This window comes from Hylemonella gracilis str. Niagara R (assembly GCF_000600295.1).
GTDB classification, from domain to species: Bacteria; Pseudomonadota; Gammaproteobacteria; order Burkholderiales; family Burkholderiaceae_C; genus Hylemonella; species Hylemonella gracilis_A.
This window is the reverse complement of record NZ_JEMG01000001.1, coordinates 1,671,389-1,691,571: the sequence shown is the minus strand read 5'-3', so window position 1 is coordinate 1,691,571 and position 20,183 is coordinate 1,671,389. Positions and strand designations below refer to the sequence as shown.

General features: G+C 63.6%; 19 protein-coding genes. 2 read left to right on the top strand and 17 right to left on the bottom strand.

Annotated elements, in window-relative coordinates:
* Positions 1 to 61: 61 nt before the first annotated feature.
* From aceA to rpsB, 17 genes are all read right to left on the bottom strand, one after another.
* A complete protein-coding gene (gene aceA, locus AZ34_RS07845; protein WP_035606761.1) occupies positions 62 to 1,381 on the bottom strand; it encodes an isocitrate lyase in 1,320 nt (439 codons plus the stop codon).
* Between the two features lie 270 nt (positions 1,382 to 1,651).
* On the bottom strand, positions 1,652 to 2,467 hold the full coding sequence (locus AZ34_RS07840; protein WP_035606758.1) for a TrmH family RNA methyltransferase: 816 nt from the start codon (positions 2,465 to 2,467) through the stop codon (positions 1,652 to 1,654).
* Positions 2,464 to 3,054 carry a ribonuclease HII gene (gene rnhB, locus AZ34_RS07835; RefSeq protein ID WP_231495487.1) on the bottom strand — a complete coding sequence of 197 codons (591 nt, stop codon included), beginning with the start codon at positions 3,052 to 3,054 and terminating at the stop codon, positions 2,464 to 2,466. Before rnhB ends, AZ34_RS07840 begins: the two co-directional genes overlap by 4 nt.
* Positions 3,055 to 3,091: 37 nt before the next feature.
* Positions 3,092 to 4,231, bottom strand: coding sequence for a lipid-A-disaccharide synthase (gene lpxB / locus AZ34_RS07830; protein ID WP_035606752.1), 1,140 nt, complete (start codon positions 4,229 to 4,231; stop codon positions 3,092 to 3,094).
* A gap of 11 nt (positions 4,232 to 4,242) precedes the next feature.
* Positions 4,243 to 5,031 carry an acyl-ACP--UDP-N-acetylglucosamine O-acyltransferase gene (gene lpxA / locus AZ34_RS07825; RefSeq protein WP_035606749.1) on the bottom strand — a complete coding sequence of 263 codons (789 nt, stop codon included), beginning with the start codon at positions 5,029 to 5,031 and terminating at the stop codon, positions 4,243 to 4,245.
* Between the two features lie 37 nt (positions 5,032 to 5,068).
* Positions 5,069 to 5,536, bottom strand: coding sequence for a 3-hydroxyacyl-ACP dehydratase FabZ (fabZ, locus tag AZ34_RS07820; protein ID WP_035606746.1), 468 nt, complete (start codon positions 5,534 to 5,536; stop codon positions 5,069 to 5,071).
* A gap of 24 nt (positions 5,537 to 5,560) precedes the next feature.
* On the bottom strand, positions 5,561 to 6,604 hold the full coding sequence (lpxD, locus tag AZ34_RS07815) for a UDP-3-O-(3-hydroxymyristoyl)glucosamine N-acyltransferase (protein WP_035606743.1): 1,044 nt from the start codon (positions 6,602 to 6,604) through the stop codon (positions 5,561 to 5,563).
* Positions 6,605 to 6,630: 26 nt separating this feature from the next.
* Positions 6,631 to 7,155 (bottom strand): OmpH family outer membrane protein, encoded by a 525-nt coding sequence (locus AZ34_RS07810; protein ID WP_035606740.1) that lies wholly within the window; start codon positions 7,153 to 7,155, stop codon positions 6,631 to 6,633.
* A complete protein-coding gene (gene bamA / locus AZ34_RS07805; RefSeq protein WP_051509615.1) occupies positions 7,155 to 9,473 on the bottom strand; it encodes an outer membrane protein assembly factor BamA in 2,319 nt (772 codons plus the stop codon). The genes AZ34_RS07810 and bamA overlap by 1 nt, the downstream gene beginning before the upstream one ends.
* A gap of 53 nt (positions 9,474 to 9,526) precedes the next feature.
* Positions 9,527 to 10,918, bottom strand: coding sequence for an RIP metalloprotease RseP (gene rseP / locus AZ34_RS07800; RefSeq protein WP_035611178.1), 1,392 nt, complete (start codon positions 10,916 to 10,918; stop codon positions 9,527 to 9,529).
* 8 nt (positions 10,919 to 10,926) lie between these two features.
* Entirely contained in the window at positions 10,927 to 12,135 is a 1,209-nt protein-coding gene (gene ispC, locus AZ34_RS07795; protein ID WP_035606738.1) for a 1-deoxy-D-xylulose-5-phosphate reductoisomerase, read from the bottom strand.
* A 30-nt stretch (positions 12,136 to 12,165) separates the two neighbouring features.
* A complete protein-coding gene (locus AZ34_RS07790) occupies positions 12,166 to 13,035 on the bottom strand; it encodes a phosphatidate cytidylyltransferase (RefSeq protein ID WP_035606735.1) in 870 nt (289 codons plus the stop codon).
* Positions 13,036 to 13,107: 72 nt separating this feature from the next.
* Positions 13,108 to 13,869 (bottom strand): polyprenyl diphosphate synthase, encoded by a 762-nt coding sequence (uppS, locus tag AZ34_RS07785; RefSeq protein WP_035606732.1) that lies wholly within the window; start codon positions 13,867 to 13,869, stop codon positions 13,108 to 13,110.
* 35 nt (positions 13,870 to 13,904) lie between these two features.
* Positions 13,905 to 14,468 carry a ribosome recycling factor gene (gene frr / locus AZ34_RS07780; protein WP_035606730.1) on the bottom strand — a complete coding sequence of 188 codons (564 nt, stop codon included), beginning with the start codon at positions 14,466 to 14,468 and terminating at the stop codon, positions 13,905 to 13,907.
* Between the two features lie 73 nt (positions 14,469 to 14,541).
* Positions 14,542 to 15,264 (bottom strand): UMP kinase, encoded by a 723-nt coding sequence (gene pyrH / locus AZ34_RS07775; protein WP_035606725.1) that lies wholly within the window; start codon positions 15,262 to 15,264, stop codon positions 14,542 to 14,544.
* A 118-nt stretch (positions 15,265 to 15,382) separates the two neighbouring features.
* Positions 15,383 to 16,279 carry a translation elongation factor Ts gene (gene tsf / locus AZ34_RS07770; protein ID WP_035606723.1) on the bottom strand — a complete coding sequence of 299 codons (897 nt, stop codon included), beginning with the start codon at positions 16,277 to 16,279 and terminating at the stop codon, positions 15,383 to 15,385.
* 110 nt (positions 16,280 to 16,389) lie between these two features.
* Positions 16,390 to 17,139, bottom strand: coding sequence for a 30S ribosomal protein S2 (gene rpsB, locus AZ34_RS07765; protein WP_006298655.1), 750 nt, complete (start codon positions 17,137 to 17,139; stop codon positions 16,390 to 16,392).
* A 246-nt stretch (positions 17,140 to 17,385) separates the two neighbouring features.
* On the opposite strand from rpsB, the gene AZ34_RS07760 reads away from it, so the two are divergent.
* Positions 17,386 to 18,741: an amidase gene (locus AZ34_RS07760; RefSeq protein WP_051509614.1), complete on the top strand. Its 1,356-nt coding sequence runs from the start codon at positions 17,386 to 17,388 to the stop codon at positions 18,739 to 18,741.
* A gap of 133 nt (positions 18,742 to 18,874) precedes the next feature.
* On the top strand, positions 18,875 to 20,179 hold the full coding sequence (locus tag AZ34_RS07755; RefSeq protein ID WP_035606720.1) for an FAD-dependent oxidoreductase: 1,305 nt from the start codon (positions 18,875 to 18,877) through the stop codon (positions 20,177 to 20,179).
* Positions 20,180 to 20,183 lie beyond the last annotated feature (4 nt).

Here is a 20,183-nt window from a genome sequence, read left to right as displayed (position 1 = left end):
CAAGAAGCCTCGCTCTCATGCGATCCGCACCAACGCGGATCGCATGCGCGTCAACCAGGCATCAATGGAACTGCTCTTCCTCGGTGGAACCGGTCAGGGCCGTCACGCTGGAGCGTCCACCCTGGATGGCGGTGGTCACCTCGTCGAAGTAGCCGGTGCCCACCTCCTGCTGGTGCGAGACAAAGGTGTAGCCGCGCTCGCGCGCCGCGAACTCGGGCTCCTGCACGCGGTCCACATAGGCCGTCATGCCGCGCCGCACATAGTCCTGAGCCAGGTCGAACATGTTGAACCACATGCTATGGATGCCAGCCAGGGTAATGAACTGGTACTTGTAGCCCATGGCCCCGAGCTCGCGCTGGAACTTGGCGATGGTCGCGTCGTCCAGGTTCTTCTTCCAGTTGAAGGAAGGCGAGCAGTTGTAGGCCAGCATCTTGCCGGGATGGACCTTGTGCACCGCTTCGGCGAACTTCTTCGCGAAATTCAGGTCGGGTGTGCCGGTTTCGCACCACACCAGGTCAGCATAGCGAGCGTAGGCGTTGGCGCGGGCCACGGCCTGGTCCAGACCCTTGCGGGTCTTGAAGAAACCTTCGGCGGTGCGTTCGCCAGTCAGGAAGGGCTGGTCGATCTCGTCGTAGTCGGAGGTCAACAGATCGGCGGCTTCTGCGTCCGTGCGCGCGATCACCAGCGTCGGCACGCCCATCACATCCGCCGCCATGCGTGCGGCAATCAGTTTCTGGCAGGACTCGCGCGTGGGCAGCAGCACCTTGCCGCCCATATGCCCGCACTTCTTGACGGAAGCGAGCTGATCTTCCCAGTGCACGCCTGCCGCGCCCGCGCGGATCATGGCCTTCATGAGTTCAAAGGCGTTGAGCACACCGCCGAAACCGGCCTCTGCATCGGCCACGATGGGCGCGAAGTAGTCGATGTAGTCCTTGTCGCCGGGGTTGACGCCCTTGGCGTGCTGGATCTCATCGGCGCGACGGAAGGTGTTGTTGATGCTCTCCACCACCTTGGGCACGGAATCCACCGGATAGAGGGACTGGTCGGGGTACATGGACGCGTACGTGTTGTTATCAGCCGCTACCTGCCAGCCCGAGAGGTAAATGGCCTTCACACCGGCCTTGACCTGCTGCATGGCCTGCCCGCCCGTCAATGCGCCGAGGCAGTTCACATACGGCGTGGTGTGCAGCAGATCCCAGAGCTTTTCCGCCGTGCGGCGCGCGACAGTGTGCTCAATGGGAAAGGAACCGCGCAGGCGCACGACATCGGCGGCGCTGTAACCGCGCTCAATGCCTTTCCAGCGCGGGTTACTCACCCAGTCTTTCTCCAGGGCGGCAGCTTGTTGCTCACGGCTGAGTTGTTCGGTCAGGGTTTGGGGCATGGTGAACTCCTTGGGTCATGGTGGATACAGGGGAAAGCGCAGGCCATGAATAAGACTTGCGACCCGTTCAATGTAGGCCCACCCTTCCTCGCGTTGCCGCCCCGATCTTGGTGAAGAGGAGTTTTTTTATTCCTTTTAAATCAAATACTTAGCTCTCAATTTTCTCAATAAGAAAATCAATATCTCATATCAAGAAAAAATGCTGCGCCGCAGCACATGCATTTTTCACAGCACGGGAAGAAAGGCCAGGTTCGTGAAAACGGACCCAGCTCAGGACAGCTCAGGACCAGACAAGGCGCTGGCGTGCAGGCAGATGGCCGCAGCGGCCGCCACGTTGAGTGACTCCTCGCCACCCGGTTGGGCGATCCGCAGCTTGAGCGCCGCGCGCGCCATCAAGGCCTCCCCCACGCCTTGCCCTTCGTGGCCCAAGACCCAGGCGCAAGGCCAGGGCAAACGGGCGCGATGCAGGAGCTCACCCTGGTGGGAACTGGTCACAAGCAGGGGGAGCTGCAAAGCAGCCAGATCGTCCTCCGCCAGGCCCTCGACCAGATGCAGGCCAAAGTGCGCTCCCATGCCTGCACGCAGCACCTTGGGGCTCCACAGCGCTGCCGTGCCTTTGAGGGCCAGCACCTGAGCGCAGCCGAAGGCAGCGGCACTGCGCAGGATTGAGCCGACATTGCCGGCGTCCTGCACGCGGTCCAGGACGACGCCGGACAGTCCGGGCTGGACAGCCGAGTCGGCGGGCAGGTCCAGCACCAGACCCAGGCCCTGTGCGGGCGCGAACGATTCCAGACCGCTGATGCCGGCAAACAAGACATCGGGCAGCAGCACGGTGCGCTCAGCGCCAGTGCGGCTTGCATCGCCGAACTCCCCACCCCAACGCGGCCAGGCCGATTCAGCCAGCACGACCAGCGCCGGCCGCCAGCCGCGCAGCAAGGCTGCGCGCGTGAGGTGGTCGCCCTCGACCCAGACCCGCCCGGCCGGACCGGACTTGCGGTAGGCCGTGTTGTCCTGCGCCAGCCGGCGCAACTCCTTGAGCAAGGGGTTGTCGCGCGAGCTGATGTGCTGGGCCTGGGACAGGCTCACGATGCGCTCCCGGCGTGCATCACTTGCGCCACCGGAGCGAACGAGCGCCGATGCTGCGGGCAGGCCCCATGCGCGCGCAAGGCAGCCAGATGCACCTCCGTGCCATACCCTTTGTGCGCGGCAAAACCGTACTGAGGGAACTCACGGTCATAGTCCAGACACCAGCGATCGCGGTGCACCTTGGCGAGGATCGACGCAGCCGAGATCGCCGGCACCAGGGCATCCCCTTTCACCACCGACTCGGCCAGCACGGACAGGCGCGGCAGCTGATTGCCATCCACCAGCACCTTGGCCGGTTTCAAGCGCAAGCCCTCGACGGCACGCCGCATCGCCAGCAATGTCGCCTGCAGAATGTTCATGGCATCGATCTCCTCCACGCTGGCCTCGGCCACGACGCAGCACAAAGCCTTGGCCCGGATCTCGTCGTACAGCCGTTCCCGCCGCGCGGAAGTGAGCTTCTTGGAATCCGCCAGTCCTTCGATCGGGTTCAATTCGTCCAGGATGACAGCAGCGGCCACCACCGGTCCGGCCAACGGACCTCGCCCGGCCTCGTCCACACCGGCCAGCAGGCCAGGCGTGTCCCACATCAGCCGGGTCTGAGCAGCTTGTGCGGCCTGCGTGCGGTCAAGCCGGGAGGATCTGGGCGATCGCATCGGCAGCCAGGGTCGGTGTGTCGCGCTGCAATTCGGCATGCAGGGCGTCGAAGCGGGCTTGCAGTGCCGCGACACGCGCCGGGTCGTCCAACCAGGCCAGGGTGGCGGCTGCCAGTTGTTCCGGTTGCGCCTCTTCTTGCAGCAATTCGGGGACAACAAAATCGCGACAGAGGATGTTGGGCAGGCCGATCCAGGGCTGCAGCTTCTTGCCCCTCATGATCCAGGCCGTGAGCCAATGGACCGCGTAGGCGATGACCATGGGCCGCTTGTACAAGGCTGCTTCCAACGTGGCCGTGCCGCTGGCAATCAACGTCACGTCGCAGGCGGCCAGGGCCTGGTGGGACTTTCCATCGAGGATGTGGCAATTCTCTATCCCACGCCCGCCAAACACTTGCCGAGCCACCTGCTCGATCGCCGCCCGGCGACCCGGCGCGGCGGGCACGACGATGTGCAAATCGGGCCGCACCTGGTGCATCAGCGCAGCGGCCTGGAGGAAGCGAGCGGCCAGATGCTTGACCTCGCTGGCCCGGCTGCCCGGTAACACGGCGACAACAGGGGCATCGTCAGGCAAACCCAGCACGGCGCGCGCCGCCGCGCGGTCAGGCACCCGGGGAATCACGTTGGCGAGTGGATGCCCCACATAGGTCGCGGCAATGCCATGCTGTGCGAGGAGTTCGACCTCGAAGGGGAAGATGCACAGCACATGGTCCACGCTGGTCTTGATCTTGTGCACCCGCTCGGGTCGCCAAGCCCAGACGGAAGGACAGACAAAATGCGCGGTCTTGATACCAGCTTCACGCAGGCTTCGTTCGAGATCGAGGTTGAAGTCGGGCGCATCAACACCGATGAAGACATCGGGCCGCTCCCGCAACAGGCGTTGCCGCAGCTGGTCACGGATGCCAACCAATTCACGGTAGCGGCGCAACACCTCGACATAACCACTGACGGCCAGCTTCTCGCTCGGCCACCAGGCCTCGAAACCGCGTCGCAGCATTTGCGGTCCACCGATACCCACCATGGAGCCCTGCTTGCGCACTTGGGGCCAGCGGGCCTGTAATCCGTCGAGCAGCAAACCTGCCAGCAGGTCGCCGGAGGCCTCCCCAGCCACCATCGCCACGGTCTTCAACGCGCAATCCCCGCAGCGCTGCTGGCCAGAAAATCATCCATCAAGGCCACGTCGGCAGCCACCTCGGATGAGATCTGGGCCAAGGCCTGGATGCCCGCGCGCGACTGTTCCAAGGTCAGGTCTTGGCGGTAAAGCAGCTTGTGCATCTCGCGGATGGCCCTCACGCGCGTGTCCGAGAACTCGCGCCGCTTCAGGCCCGTGAGATTGACGCCACGCACTTCCAGCGGGTGGCCATCCACCACCATGAAAGGAGGCACATCCTTGTTGATGTGGCTAGCAAAGCCGACCATCGCGTGGGCACCGATGCGCATGCGCTGCAGCACGCCCGTGAGCCCGCCAACCGTCACCCAGTCACCCACCCGCACATGCCCAGCGAAGGTGGCGTTGTTGGCGATGGTGCTGTGGTCGCCGATGACGCAATCGTGCGCGACATGCACATAGGCCATGATCCAGTTGTCATTGCCAATCTGCGTGACGCCCGCATCCTGCGTGGTGCCGGTGTTGAAGGTGCAGAACTCGCGAATCACATTGCGGTCGCCGATGCGCAGCTCGGTCGGTTCGCCTGCGTATTTCTTGTCCTGCGGCGCGGCGCCGATGGAGCCGAACTGGAAGAATTGATTGTCACGCCCGATTGTGGTGTGACCCTCGACCACGCAATGCGGGCCAACCTGGGTCCCCGCGCCGATCTTCACATTCGGTCCGATCACGGCATAGGGCCCGACCTCGACCGTGGTGTCCAGCTCGGCTTTCGGATCGATGATGGCGGTCGGATGGATGCGACTCATGCTGCCCGGTACTCCCGCTTCATGGTGCTGTCCAGCCTCACTCGACGCGACGCATGGTGCACATGATCTCGGCCTCGACGGCGCGCTCGCCGTCGACGGTCGCCCAGGCCTTGAATTTGTAGATGCCGGCCTTGGCCCGCTCCAGCTCGACCTCGAGAACCAGTTGGTCACCCGGCTCCACCGGTCGCTTGAAGCGCGCTCCGTCAATGCCGGCGAAGTAATAGATGCTCTTGCCGTCCTGCTCGACATTGTTCGAGACGAAGGACAGCAAGGCCGCGGCCTGCGCCAAAGCCTCGATCTGCAGCACGCCCGGCATCACGGGCCGGCTTGGGAAGTGCCCATTGAAAAACTCTTCGTTCATGGTCACGTTCTTGAGGGCCTTGATGCGCTTGCCCTTCTCCAACTCGAGCACACGGTCCACCAAGAGGATGGGGTAGCGGTGCGGCAACAGTTTGAGAATCTGGTGAATGTCCAGTCGGGTCAGATCGGTGGTGGATTCGCTCATTCTTGTTTTCCTCTCGGAGTTCCTTTAATTCTCATCGTTCGCTTCGGGGCCACGCGTCTTTTCCAGCGCACGCAGACGGGTGCGCAGAGTCGAGAGCTGCCTGAGGGCGGCGGCGTTCTTTTCCCAGGAAGCGTGATCATCCAGGGGAAAGGCCCCCGTGTAATGTCCTGGCTTGTGCAGAGCTCGGGAGACCAGCGAAAAGGCGGACACATGCACGTTGTCGGCCAGGGTCAAGTGCCCGGCCACGCCCGAGCCACCACCGATGGTGCAGTTCGCGCCGATGATGGCGCTGCCCGCAACGCCCACGCAAGCCGCCATGGCCGTGTTGCGACCCACGCGCACGTTGTGCGCGATCTGGATCAGGTTGTCGAGCTTGACGCCGTCCTCGATCACGGTGTCCGCAAGCGCGCCCCGGTCGATACAGGTATTCGCGCCGATCTCCACATCGTCGCCGATACGCACGGCGCCAAGCTGTTCGATTTTTTCCCAGCGCGTACCATCCTCGGCTCGAACCGGCGCGAAGCCGAAACCATCGGCCCCGATGACCACGCCTGAGTGCAGAATGCAGCGCGCGCCGATCACGCAGTCTTCACCCACGGTCACGCGGGACTTCAACCATGTGTGCGCGCCGATCTTCGCGCCGCGCTCGACCACGCACAACGGCCCAATCACGGCAGTGGGGTCGACATCGGCTTCGGCATCCACCACCGCGCTTGGATGGATGCGCGCGCCAGCCGGCATGTTGGCCCTGCGCGCACGCTGCCAGAGCTGAGTCAGGCGGGCAAAATAGTGATACGGGTCGGGCGTGATAATGCAAGCAGCCCCACCGGAGCGCCCTGGAAGTGATCGCGCCAAGGCCTCATCGCGCATGGTGGGCGTGACGACGACACACGCCGCCTGGGTCGTCGCGAGTTGAGAACGGTACTTGGCGCTGCTGAGGAAACTCAGGGAATGGACGTCGGCCGATTCCAGCGGCGCGAGCCCCTCGATCCGCAGTTCGCCATCGCCGTGCAACTCGCCCCCGAGTTGTTCGACGATGTCTGCCAAACGTAAGACAACATGCCCCATGCGTGACGCTGTGCGCGTGGCAGGTCTTATTTGCTGCTGGCGTTCAAGGCCTGGATGACCTTGTCGGTGATGTCATGCTTGGGATTGACATACACCGCCTCCTGCAGGATGAGGTCGTACTTCTCTGTGTCGGCGACCTGCTTGACGACGCGATTGGCCCGCTCGAACACCTGCTGCAACTCTTCATTGCGGCGGCGACTCAGGTCTTCCTGGAACTCGCGACGGTTGCGCTGGAAGTCACGGTCCATGTCAGCCAGTTCCCTCTGACGGGTCAGGCGCTGGCTGTCAGACAAGGTGGGCGCTTCACGCTCGAACTGGTCGGCACGCGCCTTGAGTGCACCGCCCTGCGCCTGCAGTTCCTTCTCGCGCTTGGAGAATTCCTGCTCAAGGCGTGCTTGCGCATTCTTGGCCGGCGCGGCTTCCTTGATGATGCGGTCCAGATTCACGTAGCCCAGGCGAAACTGTTGGGCAGAGGCCGGCGCGCTGACAAGCCCCATCAGGCCCGCGCTGACGACCAAGAAATAGGCGACAAAGGATAGGCGCAGCTTCATCAGAATGAGGTCCCGATCTGGAATTGGAGATGTTGGATTCTATCGCCATCGAACTTGCGCACCGGCCAAGCATACGCCAGGCGCAAGGGCCCCATGGGCGAAATCCAGCTCAGGCCCAAACCCACCCCGGAACGCCAGTCCTGCGGATCAATGCTTTCGTTCGGACCGTAGACATTGCCCATGTCATAGAAGGCATAAACACGCAGCGTACGATCATTGCCCGCCCCCGGGAAAGGCGCCTGTAATTCGAAGTTCAGGTTGAACTTCTTCGCTCCACCATAGCTGCGGTCCGTATCCTCATCCCTCGGTCCCAGGCTGCCGGGCTCGAAACCTCGCACCGAGCCCAAACCGCCCCCGTAATAGTTCTTGAACACCGGATATGGACGATCACCCAACGAAAAGCCCCAGCCCAGGTCACTGTTGAGCGCGAAGGTGTATTGCTTGGTCAGCGGAAAGTAGTGCTGGTATTGGTAGGTGCTGCGCAGATACTGCACTTCCCCACCCAGGAAACTGGGGCTCCACTCCAAGGAAGCGCGCAGGTAGTTGCCCTCGGTAGGCACCAGGGCACTGTCGCGGTTGTCGCGGCCCCAGCCCAGTGTGAGCGGATAGGCCGTGCTGGTGCGACCAAAATCGTCGATGTGCCGTTCATAGGCCGTAGGCAGATAGTCGCCCTCCACGATGGTGGTGCGCTCGATGCCACCCCCAACGTAAATCGTGTCACGTTCACTCAAGGGCAGGCCAAAACGCAGACTGCCGCCCTGGGACTCGAGGGAATAGGCATCGATGTCCGTGTAAGGACGGGAAACCCGGTCGTACAAATCGAAGGAACGTGAAACCCCGTCCTGGGTGAAATAGGGATTGGTGGTGTTGAAGACCACGGTGCGGTTGTAATCGCTGGTGTCCAGCTGGATACCCAGCGAGTTGCCGCTGCCAAACGCATTGCTTTGATTGATCCCGAACTGCAGACCCAAGCCTTCATTGCTGGAGTAACCGGCTCCCAGCGTCAGGCTTCCCGTGGGACGCTCCTTGACGGTCAAGTTCAGGTCCACCTGATCGGCGGTTCCCGGCACCTCCGTGGTTTCGATGCCCACCTGCTCAAAATACCCAAGGCGGTCCACCCGATTGCGGGACATGCGTATCTTGTCGCCGTCATACCAGGCGGATTCATACTGCCGCAGCTCACGCCGTATCACCTCGTCTCGCGTGCGTGTGTTGCCCGCGATGTTGACGCGTCGCACATAAGCACGCCGCGCCGGTTCCGCGTTCAGCACCAAAGCCACGCGGTTGGTGGCGCGATCGATCTCGGGTTGGGAGTTCACACGCGCGAAGGCATAACCGAATCGCCCGAAGTGCTCGGTAAAGGCCTGAACGGTCTCCGCAACCTGATCGGCGTTGTAAGCCTCCCCGGGGCGTATGGTCACCAAGGTCTTGAACTCGTCCTCGCGCCCCAGGTAGTTGCCCGCCAGACGCACCGCCGACACGATGAAGCGCTCGCCTTCGATCACGTTGATGGTGATGGTCATTTCCTGCTTGTTCGGCGCCATGGCCACCTGGGTCGAATCGACACGAAACTCCAGATAGCCGCGTGCGAGGTAATACGAGCGCAAGGTTTCCAAGTCCGCGTTCAGCTTGGCGCGCGAATAGCGATTGGACTTGGTGTACCAGCTCATCCAGTTACCGGTGTCCAGATCGAAGAGGTTGCGCAAGGTCGATTCCGGGTACACCTTGTTGCCGACGATCCGAATCTCGCTGATCTGGGCCGGTTCACCCTCGCTCACGGTGAAGCTCAAGGCCACCCGATTGCGTTCCGTGGGCGTGACTGTGCTGACCACCTCGGCCGCATAAAGACTGCGGTTGATGTACTGGCGCTTGAGCTCCTGCTCGGCGCGATCCAGCAGGGCTTTGTCGAAAGGCCGCCCCTCCGCGAGTCCGATGTCCTTGAGCGCCTGCGTCAGCACCGCCGGGTCAAACTCACGCACACCGTTGAAGTCCAGGCTGGCCACGGTGGGGCGCTCCTCCACCACGACCACCAGAACCTCGCCCTTCACTTCGAGGCGCACATCGGTGAACAGGCCCAGGGCAAACAGCGCGCGGATCGAAGCCCCCCCTTTGTCATCGTCGTAACGGTCCCCAATCCGCAGCGGCATCGACGCGAACACGGTGCCGGGTTCGACGCGCTGCAAACCTTCCACCTGAATGTCGCGGATGGTAAAGGGATCGACGGCCCGCGCGGGCGTCGCCATCAAAAGAGCCGACCACAAGGCCAGCAAGACCACCGGTCGCAACCAGGTGCTCAAACGAAAACGAGGAAACAGCATCAACAGAACAGTCAGGGGATGGAGGTCGGCCTCTTGGAGTCAAGCCGTGCTTATCAGCCGAATAGACGGGTGACGTCATTGACCAGGGCAATGGACATCATGAGCACCAGCACGAAGACACCGACACGCTGGAGTCTGGCCTGACCGGCCTCGGACACCGGTCGGCCCGTCAGGCCCTCCCAGAGATAATACATGAGGTGCCCACCGTCCAGCAGCGGCAGCGGCAGCAGATTGAGCACGCCCAGGCTCACACTGATCAGCGCTAGGAACAACAGGTAAGCCGACAAACCCAGGCTGGCCGAACGCCCCGCGTAATCGGCAATCGTCAAGGGGCCGCTTAGATTCTTCAGCGACGCCTCACCAATCACCATGCGCCCCAAGGTCTTGAGCGTCATGGCCGACACGTCCCAGGTCTTGACCACGCCTTGCCACAGGCCCTCGAGCGGGCCGTAGCGCACCGTCAGCATTTCCGGCTGAGCACCGATGTAAGCGCCGATTCTTCCGACGGTCCGCCCAGCCTGGCGCTGCTCTGCGCCTCCTACTGGCTGCACGACCACATCGGGTCGCACCTCCAACACGAGAAACTGCCCGGCCCGATCAACGCGCCAGCGCTGAACCTGGGCCACCCCATCGGGCGCGCTCGCGCGTATCAGTTCCCGCAGCTGGCGACTATCCCGCACTGGCAGATCGTCCACGCTGAGCACCAGGTCTCCCGTGCGCAGGCCTGCGGCCTGGGCCGCCCCCTCAGGCAGCACATCACCGATTTCCGGCTTGCTGAGCGGAGCCATCAGCCCGATGCGCTCGAACAAGTCCGCGTCGACCTCACGCGCATTCAGCTGGGCCAAGCCCAGACGAAGCTGGGTGCCGTCGTCGAGCAGCAAGCGCACATCACGCCCCGCGAGCGCAGCCTGGCTCAGCAGCCAGGTCAAGTCTTCGAACGATCGCACGGATTGCAAGTCATCGGGTGCGAGGTCTGGCGCATCGAAACCGGCACGGGACACCCGCTCGCCACCAACGACACCGGCCTGCTCTGCGATCGAGCCCGGCACCGGCATGCCCAGCACAGGTACGGCCATCTGCACACCGCCCCAATTGAGCACGGCGTAAAGCAGCACGGCCAGACCGAGGTTGGCCAACGGCCCCGCCGCGACGATCAGCACGCGCGATCGCAGCGGTTGGACATTGAACGCCCGGTGACGCTCCTGCGTGGCCACAGGCGCTTCACGCTCGTCCAGCATCTTCACGTAGCCACCGAGCGGCAAGGCGCTGAGCGCGAATTCCGTGCCAGATTTTTGCGAGGTCCAGCGCAGCAGAACCGGGCCAAAACCAATCGAAAAGCGCAGTACCTTCACGCCACAGGCCACCGCCATGCGGTAGTGACCGTATTCATGGATGGCGATCAGCAAGCTCAGGGCAAGAACAAAAGCGGCGATCGTCAACACGATAGATTCCTTCAGGCAGCCTGCAGGGACAGGCGCCGCACGCACTGCTCGGCCACGGCACGCGCTTGCGCGTCCAGGGCCAATAGGTCTTGCAGCGCAGCCGGGGGAGCGGTGGCGGACAATCCGGGTGTGATGCCGTCAAGCACCGAAAAGTTCACTGCGTGGATCTGGTCGAAACGGATGCGCCGGTCCAGAAATGCCGCCACCGCGACCTCGTTGGCCGCATTGAGCACGGCCGTGGAGCCGGCCGGCGCCCGCAAAGTCTCCCAAGCCAGCGCGAGGCCCGGATAGCGGGCGTGGTCGGGCGCCTGGAAACTCAGACCCGCGGCGAGTCGCGCGAAATCAAGCGCCGCCGCGCCTGACTCGATCCGCTCTGGAAAAGACAAGCCGTAGGCGATGGGTACTCGCATGTCCGGTGTGCCGAGCTGGGCCAGCACCGAATTGTCGCGACACACCACCATCGAGTGGACGATCTGCTGCGGGTGAACCAAGACGCGAACCTGTTCAGGTGCAAGATCGAACAACCATTTGGCCTCGATCACCTCCAGCGCCTTGTTCATCATGGTGGCGGAATCAACGGAAATCTTGCGTCCCATCGCGAAGTTGGGATGCGCCACCGCCTGCTCAGGCGTCACCGCAGAAAAAGTGGCCGGGTCGCGCTCGCGAAAAGGCCCGCCCGAGGAAGTCAGCAGGATATGGTCCACACGCTGCGACCAGGTCGCGCGGTCCTCGGGCAGACACTGGAAGATGGCCGAATGTTCACTGTCGATAGGCAACAAAAGCGCCCCGCCCTCGCGCACCGCGTCCATGAACAAGGCGCCACCAACAACGATGGCCTCCTTGTTGGCCAGCAACAAACGCTTGCCCGCGCGCGCCGCCGCCAGACAGGGTGCCAGGCCGGCCGCGCCCACGATGGCAGCCATGACCACATCCACCTCTTCATGCGCGGCAATCTGGCACAAGGCTTCGTCGCCACTCAGCACTTGCGTGGACAAACCCTCCGCCTTGATTCTGTCGGCCAACATCCGACAAGCCACCGGATCGGCCATGGTGGCATAACGCGGCGCAAACCGCGCGCACTGGGCCAGCATCTCGTCCACCCGGCTGGCGGCGGTCAAGGCGTAGACCTCGAACCGGTCAGGATGACGTGCCAGGACGTCGAGCGTGTTGACGCCGATGGACCCGGTGGAGCCGAGGACGGCGACGCGTTGCTTGGTCATGATTCAGGAGGTTCTATTCGCCGCCGAGGCTCAGTGAGCAAGGCTCTGCAGCATCAGGGCCAGTGGCAAGGTGGGCAGGAGTGCGTCGACGCGGTCCAGCACGCCACCATGGCCGGGCAGCAGGCCACTGCTGTCTTTCATGCCCGCGCTGCGCTTGACCAGGGATTCGACCAGATCACCGACGATACTCATCGCCGTCAGAAAAATCAGCGCGAGGGCCAGCCCCACCGCGCCCGCGCTTGATCCACCCAGCGCGCCGTACAAGCTGGGACCAGGCAGCACTCCGGAGCGTTCAAGCGCCAGCCAGGCCAGGGACAGCACAAAGACCCCCAGTAAGCCGCCCCAGGCCCCTTCCCAGCTTTTGTTCGGACTGATGCTGGGCGCGAGTCGTTGGCGCACGAAACGGCCACCAAACGCCTTGCCGGCGAAATAGGCCGCGATGTCGGCCACCCAGACCAGCACGAGCACGGACAACAAGAAAGCAATGCCCAACTCACGCGCCCGCACAACGGCCAGCCAGGTCAGCCACAGCGCGGCCCAACCACCGATCAGACGCAAGGCGCGGGGCAGGGATGCCCAACGTGCCACCCCCGCGCGCAACAAGGCCACGCCCACCAGCACCCAAAGCAGGCCACCCAGGGTCCAGGCCCAGATCGGTGGCACCTCCAACCAGCCCCTGGCCCAGCTGAGCACACAAGCGAGCAAGCAAAGCAGGACACCAAGCCAGGTCAACCGCCCCATGCGTTCTTGCCTCGGGTCATTCAAGCGCCCCCATTCCCAGGCGCCACCGGCGATCAGCAGCAGCGCCGCCAGGCGCCAATAGGTGGTGTCAGGATGGAATAACGCCGGCAGCAGCAGGGCCAGAAGGACGATGGCGGTGATGACGCGTTGCTTGAGCATGGGTCCGAATCTCCTGACTGCTATGTTGCCGACTCCGACAGAGTTCGGGGGGATTGCATCACGCCCAGCGCTTCAAGCCGCCTGGGTCGGTCGCGGACCAGACGCCGTAGGTGACGACGGCTGCACCGGCACGCGTCCATACCGTCGCTCGCGTTTCGAGTACGCGGCCAGGGCGCGATCCAACTCCGCTTCGTCAAAGTCGGGCCAAAGCATCTCGCTGAAATACAGCTCGGCGTACGCCGCCTGCCAGAGCAGGAAATTGGAAAGCCGCAGCTCACCGCCGGTGCGGATCAGCAGATCAGGATCAGGCACATGCGACAGCGCGAGGGCACCGGCCAGCGAAGCCTCGGTGATGTCGACCTGGGCCTGCGCGAGCTTGGCTGCCGCCTGGACCAGATCCCAGCGGCCGCCATAGTTGAAGCAGACATTGAGCACCAGACGGTCATTGCCGGCCGTCGCCTGCTCGGCCGCCGTCAGCCCGGCACGCACCTTTTCCGAGAGGGTTTCACGCTCGCCCACGAAGTACACGCGCACGCCATCGGCATGCATCTGTGGCACCTCCTTGGCCAAGGCGCCCGCCAGCAACTCCATCAGGCCAGACACCTCTTCGGTCGGCCGGTTCCAGTTCTCGGAGGAAAAGGCGAATACCGTGAGCACGGCCACACCGCGTTCCAGGCAGGCCCGCATGCAGCGGCGCAGGCTTTCCATGCCCTGGCGGTGCCCTGCCAGGCGGGGCAGCAGCCGCCGAGTGGCCCAGCGTCCGTTGCCATCCATGACGATGGCGATGTGCGCGGGCACGACACGGGACGGGTCTGAGGTCGGGTTGGCCTTCATGCGCGTGTGATGCAGAAACAGGGGACAACCGCCGATCAGACGGCCATCACCTCTTGTTCCTTGGCCGCGACCAGTTGATCGATGGTGGCGACATGCTTGTCCGTGAACTTCTGAATGTCGGCCTCGGCACGTTTCTGGTCGTCCTCGGAAGCCGTCTTGTCCTTGACCAACTTCTTGACAGCCTCGTTGGCGTCACGACGCAGGTTGCGCACGGCGATCTTGGCGGCTTCGCCTTCGTTGCGCACGAGCTTGGTCATCTCCTTGCGACGCTCCTCGCTCATCGGCGGCATGGGCACGCGGATCAGGTCGCCCATGGACGCTGGGTTCAGACCCAGGTCACTCTCACGGATGGCTTTTTCGATCTTGGCGCCCATGCCCTTTTCCCAGGGTTGAACGCTGATGGTGCGCGCGTCCAGCAGGGCCACGTTGGCCACCTGGCTCAGCGGCACCATGGAGCCGTAGTACTCCACCTGCACGGCGTCCAGCAGCGCGGGGTTGGCGCGGCCAGTACGGATCTTGGACAGGTTGTTCTTGAGTGCTTCGATGGACTGGTCCATCTTGCTTTCGACGTTTTTCTTGATGTCTGCGATCGTGGTCATGTGGGGCTCCTGCACGAACAGGCGAAAAATCGGAACGGGGAAAGGGGCGAAGGGTCGACTGGCGACGTCGGTCTCAAACACTGACCAAGGTGCCTTCGTCCTCGCCCAGCACCACGCGCTTGAGCGCGCCATGCTTGAAGATCGAGAACACCTTGATCGGCAACTTCTGGTCACGGCAGAGGGCAAAGGCCGTCGCGTCCATGATGCCCAGATTGCGTTGGATGGCCTCGTCGAAGGACAGGCGACTGTAGCGCGTTGCGCTTTTGTCTTTGTTGGGGTCGGCGGTATAGACGCCATCGACCTTGGTGGCCTTGAGCACCACCTCGGCGCCAATCTCCGCACCCCGCAAGGCCGCCGCCGTGTCGGTCGTGAAGAAGGGATTGCCCGTGCCAGCCGCGAAGATCACGACCTTGCCTTCCTCGAGGTACTGCAGGGCCTTGGGTCGCACATAGGGCTCCACCACCTGCTCGATGCCGATCGCGGACATCACGCGGGCCGTCAGGCCAGCCTTGTTCATGGTATCGGCAAGGGCCAACGCGTTCATCACGGTCGCCAACATGCCCATGTAATCGGCGGTGGCCCGGTCCATGCCGACCGAGCCGCCAGCGACACCGCGGAAAATGTTGCCTCCACCGATCACTACGGCGACCTCCACGCCCATGCGCGTGACCTCGGCCACCTCCTCGACCATGCGCACGATGGTGGCATGGTTGATGCCGAAGGCATCGTCCCCCATCAGGGCCTCACCGGACAGCTTGAGCAGGATGCGCTTGTGGGCCGGCTGCGGGGTGGACATGCGAGTCTCCAAAAAGGAAAAGAGGCGGGAGCGAACAGGAATTTACCGGATTTCAACCGGCTGCCATCCGCTGCCGGGCCCTTAGCGCGGCGGCAGATGGCACTGGGTCACAGGTGCATCAAGCCTGCTTGGCGGCGGCCACCTGGGCAGCCACTTCAGCGGCGAAATCGTCCACTTTCTTCTCGATGCCTTCGCCCACCACGTAGAGCGTGAAACCCTTGATGCTGGTGTTCTTGCTCTTGACGTAGGCGCCGACAGTTTGCTTGCCATCCGCAGCCTTCACGAAGACTTGGTCGAACAGCGAAACCTCCTTCAGGTACTTCTGCACCGAGCCCTCGACCATCTTGGCCACGATATCGGCGGGCTTGCCGGACTCAGCAGCCTTCTCGGAAGCGACGCGGCGCTCGGTTTCGATCAGCGCGGCTGGCACATCGGCGGAGGTCAAGGCCACCGGCTTCATGGCGGCGACGTGCATGGCCACATCCTTGGCGGCGACCTCGTCGCCGTCAAACTCCACGACCACGCCGATGCGCGTGCCATGAAGGTAGGAGGCCAGCTTGGCGCCGGACGCAAAACGCTTGAAGCGGCGAAAGCTCATGTTCTCGCCGATCTTGCCGATCAGGCCCTTGCGCACGTCTTCCAGTGTGGGGCCGAAACCGTCCTGGCTGTAGGCCAGGGCACCCAGGGCAGCCACGTCGGCCGGGTTGTTCTTCACGATCAGCTGGGCGGCGGCGTTCGCCAGGGCCAGAAAACTGTCGTTCTTGGTCACGAAGTCGGTTTCGCAGTTGATCTCGATCAGCGAACCCACGCCGCCCTCGATGGCGGAAGCGACCACGCCTTCGGCGGTCACGCGCGAGGCGGCCTTGCCAGCCTTGGTGCCCAGCTTGACACGCAGCACTTCCTCGGCCTTGGCCATGTCGCCATCGGCCTCGGTCAGCGCCTTCTTGCATTCCATCATGGGGGCGTCGGTCTTGGCGCGCAGTTCGGCGACCATGCTTGCGGTGATTGCAGCCATTTGTTTACTCCGTCTTCAATTCGTTTGGTTCAATTCAATCCCGGGCTAAAAAAAAGGGGCCTAGACGCCCCTTTCTTCCCGTCCCTGGCAAAGGGGCGCAGGGCCTGCGATCAGGCGGCGTTTTCCACCTCGACGAACTCGTCGTCGCCTTCGGCGGACACGGCCTTGACCACGTCTTCCACCGCGTTGGCGCGGCCTTCGAGGATGGCGTCGGCGATGCCGCGGGCGTACAGGGTGACGGCCTTGGAGGAGTCGTCGTTGCCGGGGATCACGTAGTCGATGCCTTCGGGCGAGTGGTTGGAATCCACCACACCGATCAGCGGAATGCCAAGCTTCTTGGCTTCGGCCACGGCGATCTTGTGGTAGCCGACGTCGATCACGAAAATCGCGTCCGGCAGCGTGGCCATGTCCTGAATGCCGCCGATGTCCTTTTCCAGCTTCTCGAGTTCGCGCTGGAACATCAGTTGCTCCTTCTTCGACATCGCGTCCAGACCGGCTTCCTGCTGGACCTTCATGTCCTTCAGGCGCTTGAGCGAAGTCTTGACCGTCTTGAAGTTGGTCAGCATGCCGCCCAGCCAACGCTGGTCGACGTACGGCACGCCGGCGCGCTGCGCTTCGGCCGCGACGATTTCACGAGCAGTGCGCTTCGTGCCCACGAACAGGATGGTGCCGCGACGGGCCGCCAGCTGCTTCGCGAACTTCGCGGCCTCCTGGAACATCGGCAGCGATTTTTCCAGGTTGATGATGTGGATCTTGCTGCGATGGCCGAAGATGAAGGGGGCCATCTTGGGATTCCAGAAGCGGGTTTGGTGCCCGAAGTGGACACCGGCTTCCAGCATTTGACGCATGGTCACGGACATGATTGAACTCCGAAGGTTGGTTCTGAAACCCGGCCCTGATCGCGTCAGATCAACGCGGGCTTTCGAGCCCGCCAACACCTGCCGCGACACCTGGGTTGGACCGGTTTGCGATTAACTTCGCAGGGAATTGCCCCTTGGGCAAGCACAAGACACACTGGTTTGGATCACCATGACGCGCCCTGTTCTGCAAAGCCTTGGAATTATAGCAGGCCCGAATGCGGGCCAGTGCTCGTTAGGATACGCAGCATGACGAAGCACCAAGCCCACGATCTCGCGCGCCACCCCCTACCGGACCTGCATGTCGTGCGCAAACAGCTGAGCACGGGCGCCAGCACCGCGGTGGCGCAGATGGAGCTAGCCATCGAGGCGACGGGCAGCCCGAGCTGCAAGCAGGTCTTTATCCAGACCGATGTTGCGCTGACCCGCCGACAAGCCTCCACCAGTCGCCCTGGAAGCCCACTGGCGGGCCTGGCCGTCTCGGTCAAGGATCTGTTTGACGTCGCGGGCCAGACCACCACGGCCGGCTCGCTGGTGCTGCACCAGGCGCCTGCGGCCACGCAAGACAGCGTCGCGGTGGCCCGCCTGCGGGCCGCAGGCGCCGCCTTCATCGGGCGCACGAACATGAGCGAGTTCGCCTTCTCCGGCGTGGGCATCAACCCGCATCATGGCACCCCCGCCAACCCGGCCTACCTGGACCAGCCGCGCATTCCAGGAGGCTCGTCCAGCGGGGCCGCCGTTTCGGTCGCCACGGGCGCGGCCTTCATCGGCTTGGGCTCGGACACCGGTGGTTCGATCCGCATTCCTGCGGCGCTGCAGGGCCTGGTGGGGTTCAAGAACACGGCGCGACTCGTGCCCACCGAGGGCGCCTTGCCGCTATCGACCACGCTGGACACGGCCTGCGCCATCACGCGCAGCGTGCGCGACGCCATCCTCGCGCATGAAATCCTCTCGGCACGGACCGTGCCGCGACACCCCAAGCCGCTCAAAGACTGCCGCTTCGCCGTGCCTCGCACCTTGATGTTGGATGTGCTGGAAGCGCCCGTGGCCCAGGCTTTCGACCATGCGCTGCGCACCCTGCGCGACCGGGGTGCGCGGATCGAGGAAATCGCGCTGCCCGAGCTGAATGAACTGGCAGGCATCAATGCCACGGGAGGATTTTCAGCAGCCGAAAGCCATGCCTGGCACCGCAAACTGTTGCATGACCACGGGGACGCCTACGATCCGCGGGTGAAGCTGCGGATCGAACGCGGCGCCAGCATGAGCGCTTGGCAGTACATCGAGCTGATCCAGGCGCGGCATGACTGGATCACACGCATGACACGCGCCATCACCGATTACGACGCCCTGTTGTCGCCGACGGTGCCCATGCTGGCGCCCCCCATCGCTCAAGTCGCGCCTGGCGCGCAAAGGGACGATGCATTCTTCCGCGTCAACGCCCTGTTGCTGCGCAATCCCAGCGTGGTGAACATGCTGGACGGCTGCGCCATCACCCTGCCCTGCCAGACACAAGGCGAGGCGCCCGTGGGACTGATGCTCTGGCATGGCGCCCTACACGACGACAGTCTGCTCAACCTCGCCTTGCAATTGGAATCCTTGCTGTGATGCCTGATTTGCCGAGTCCGAATCGGCCACGAACCGCCCCTCAAAAACACCCTCGCCAACGCGCGCGGCCATAATCCGTCCCTCTTCACTTTTCCGCAGATTGCCCGCTCACGGCGGGTACCCTTCCCCCTTCATGGAAATCGCAGTCATCGGCGCCGGCATCGCCGGCGTCACCACCGCCTGGGAATTGGTCCAGGACGGTCATCAAGTCACGGTCTTTGACCGTCGCCTCGCCGTCGCGGAGGAAGGCAGTTTCGCCAACAGCGGGCTCATCGCGCCTTCCAGCCTCATCCCCTGGGCCGATCCGGCCATGCCGCGGCGCGCCCGTCGTCAGCAGCTCGACACCCTGGCGCCACTGCACCGCAGCCGCCCCATGTCCTTGGGTGAACGGGCTTGGCGCTGGAAGCGTGCGCTGCTGAGTTCGGGCACGGTTGCGCGGCGCATGAGTGCACTGCGTGAACTTGCGCGCTACAGCCACGAACGCCTGCACACCTTGGTGGCCGATCTGGAACTGGACTTCGAGCGCACGCTGGGCGTGCTGATGCTGGTACGCAGCGCCCGCGAGCAGGCGGCACTGCAGCCTGGGTTGCAGTTGCTTCGGGATCTCGGCATTCCGTTTCAGGAGCTCAGCCCGGAACAGGCGCGATCCGTCGAACCCGCGCTGAACCAAGAGACCGCGTTTCACGCTGCCATCGTTCTGCCGAACGACGAGGCCGGCAATTGCCGCCAGTTCGCGCAGATGCTCAAGGCACAGGCACAGGCACGCGGCGCCCAATTCGTCTTCGGCGCGGAGGTCCAACAGCTCTTGCCCGCCGCCGGGGCCAACCTCACGCATCTGCCGGCACGGCTGCTTGCCAACATGCAAGTACAGCTGGTCGGCGAGGCCCAAGCCCGCCGCTTTGACGCGGTGGTGATGTGTGCGGGCGCGGGCGCGGGCCGATTGCTCAAGCCCCTGCTGCGGCCTCTGGGTTTCAAACTGCCGCTGGTCACCACGCACAGTTATGCCATCAGTGCCCAGGTGCGCGAACCGCAACATGCGCCCCGCAGCGCCGTCATAGATCTGCGCCACAACATCACGCTCACGCGCATGGGGCAACGCATCCGGGTCGGTGGCGGCACGGTTGAACTCGGTGGGCCCCCCGATCAGCAAAACCCCAAACTCGTGCAAAAGCTCTACACGGTGCTGCACGACTGGTTTCCAGGCGCGGCCCTGCTCTCGGGCAATGTTCAGACTTGGCGCGGCGCCCAAGTGATGCTGCCCGACAACGCACCCCTGCTCGGAGCGACCACGATCCCCGGACTCTGGCTCAATTGCGCGCATGGCGCACTGGGTTGGACCGTCAGTTGTGGCGCGGCGCGTGTGCTGGCAGACGAAATCCAAGGCCAGACCGGCGCGATCGCGCTGAAGGAACTGGGCATAACGCGGCTGAAACGCTGAAATA

What these genes read in the sequence shown, in the direction of transcription:
- tsf (WP_035606723.1), bottom strand. Translation starts at nt 16,279, where the DNA reads ATGGCTGCAATCACCGCAAGCATGGTCGCCGAACTGCGCGCCAAGACC.
- rpsB (WP_006298655.1), bottom strand. Translation starts at nt 17,139, where the DNA reads ATGTCCGTGACCATGCGTCAAATGCTGGAAGCCGGTGTCCACTTCGGG.
- AZ34_RS07810 (WP_035606740.1), bottom strand. Translation starts at nt 7,155, where the DNA reads ATGAAGCTGCGCCTATCCTTTGTCGCCTATTTCTTGGTCGTCAGCGCG.
- ispC (WP_035606738.1), bottom strand. Translation starts at nt 12,135, where the DNA reads ATGACCAAGCAACGCGTCGCCGTCCTCGGCTCCACCGGGTCCATCGGC.
- lpxB (WP_035606752.1), bottom strand. Translation starts at nt 4,231, where the DNA reads ATGGTGGCTGGGGAGGCCTCCGGCGACCTGCTGGCAGGTTTGCTGCTC.
- aceA (WP_035606761.1), bottom strand. Translation starts at nt 1,381, where the DNA reads ATGCCCCAAACCCTGACCGAACAACTCAGCCGTGAGCAACAAGCTGCC.
- AZ34_RS07755 (WP_035606720.1), top strand. Translation starts at nt 18,875, where the DNA reads ATGGAAATCGCAGTCATCGGCGCCGGCATCGCCGGCGTCACCACCGCC.
- pyrH (WP_035606725.1), bottom strand. Translation starts at nt 15,264, where the DNA reads ATGTCCACCCCGCAGCCGGCCCACAAGCGCATCCTGCTCAAGCTGTCC.
- uppS (WP_035606732.1), bottom strand. Translation starts at nt 13,869, where the DNA reads ATGAAGGCCAACCCGACCTCAGACCCGTCCCGTGTCGTGCCCGCGCAC.
- rnhB (WP_231495487.1), bottom strand. Translation starts at nt 3,054, where the DNA reads ATGTGGGACACGCCTGGCCTGCTGGCCGGTGTGGACGAGGCCGGGCGA.
- frr (WP_035606730.1), bottom strand. Translation starts at nt 14,468, where the DNA reads ATGACCACGATCGCAGACATCAAGAAAAACGTCGAAAGCAAGATGGAC.
- AZ34_RS07790 (WP_035606735.1), bottom strand. Translation starts at nt 13,035, where the DNA reads ATGCTCAAGCAACGCGTCATCACCGCCATCGTCCTTCTGGCCCTGCTG.
- lpxD (WP_035606743.1), bottom strand. Translation starts at nt 6,604, where the DNA reads ATGGGGCATGTTGTCTTACGTTTGGCAGACATCGTCGAACAACTCGGG.
- lpxA (WP_035606749.1), bottom strand. Translation starts at nt 5,031, where the DNA reads ATGAGTCGCATCCATCCGACCGCCATCATCGATCCGAAAGCCGAGCTG.
- fabZ (WP_035606746.1), bottom strand. Translation starts at nt 5,536, where the DNA reads ATGAGCGAATCCACCACCGATCTGACCCGACTGGACATTCACCAGATT.
- AZ34_RS07760 (WP_051509614.1), top strand. Translation starts at nt 17,386, where the DNA reads ATGACGAAGCACCAAGCCCACGATCTCGCGCGCCACCCCCTACCGGAC.
- bamA (WP_051509615.1), bottom strand. Translation starts at nt 9,473, where the DNA reads ATGCTGTTTCCTCGTTTTCGTTTGAGCACCTGGTTGCGACCGGTGGTC.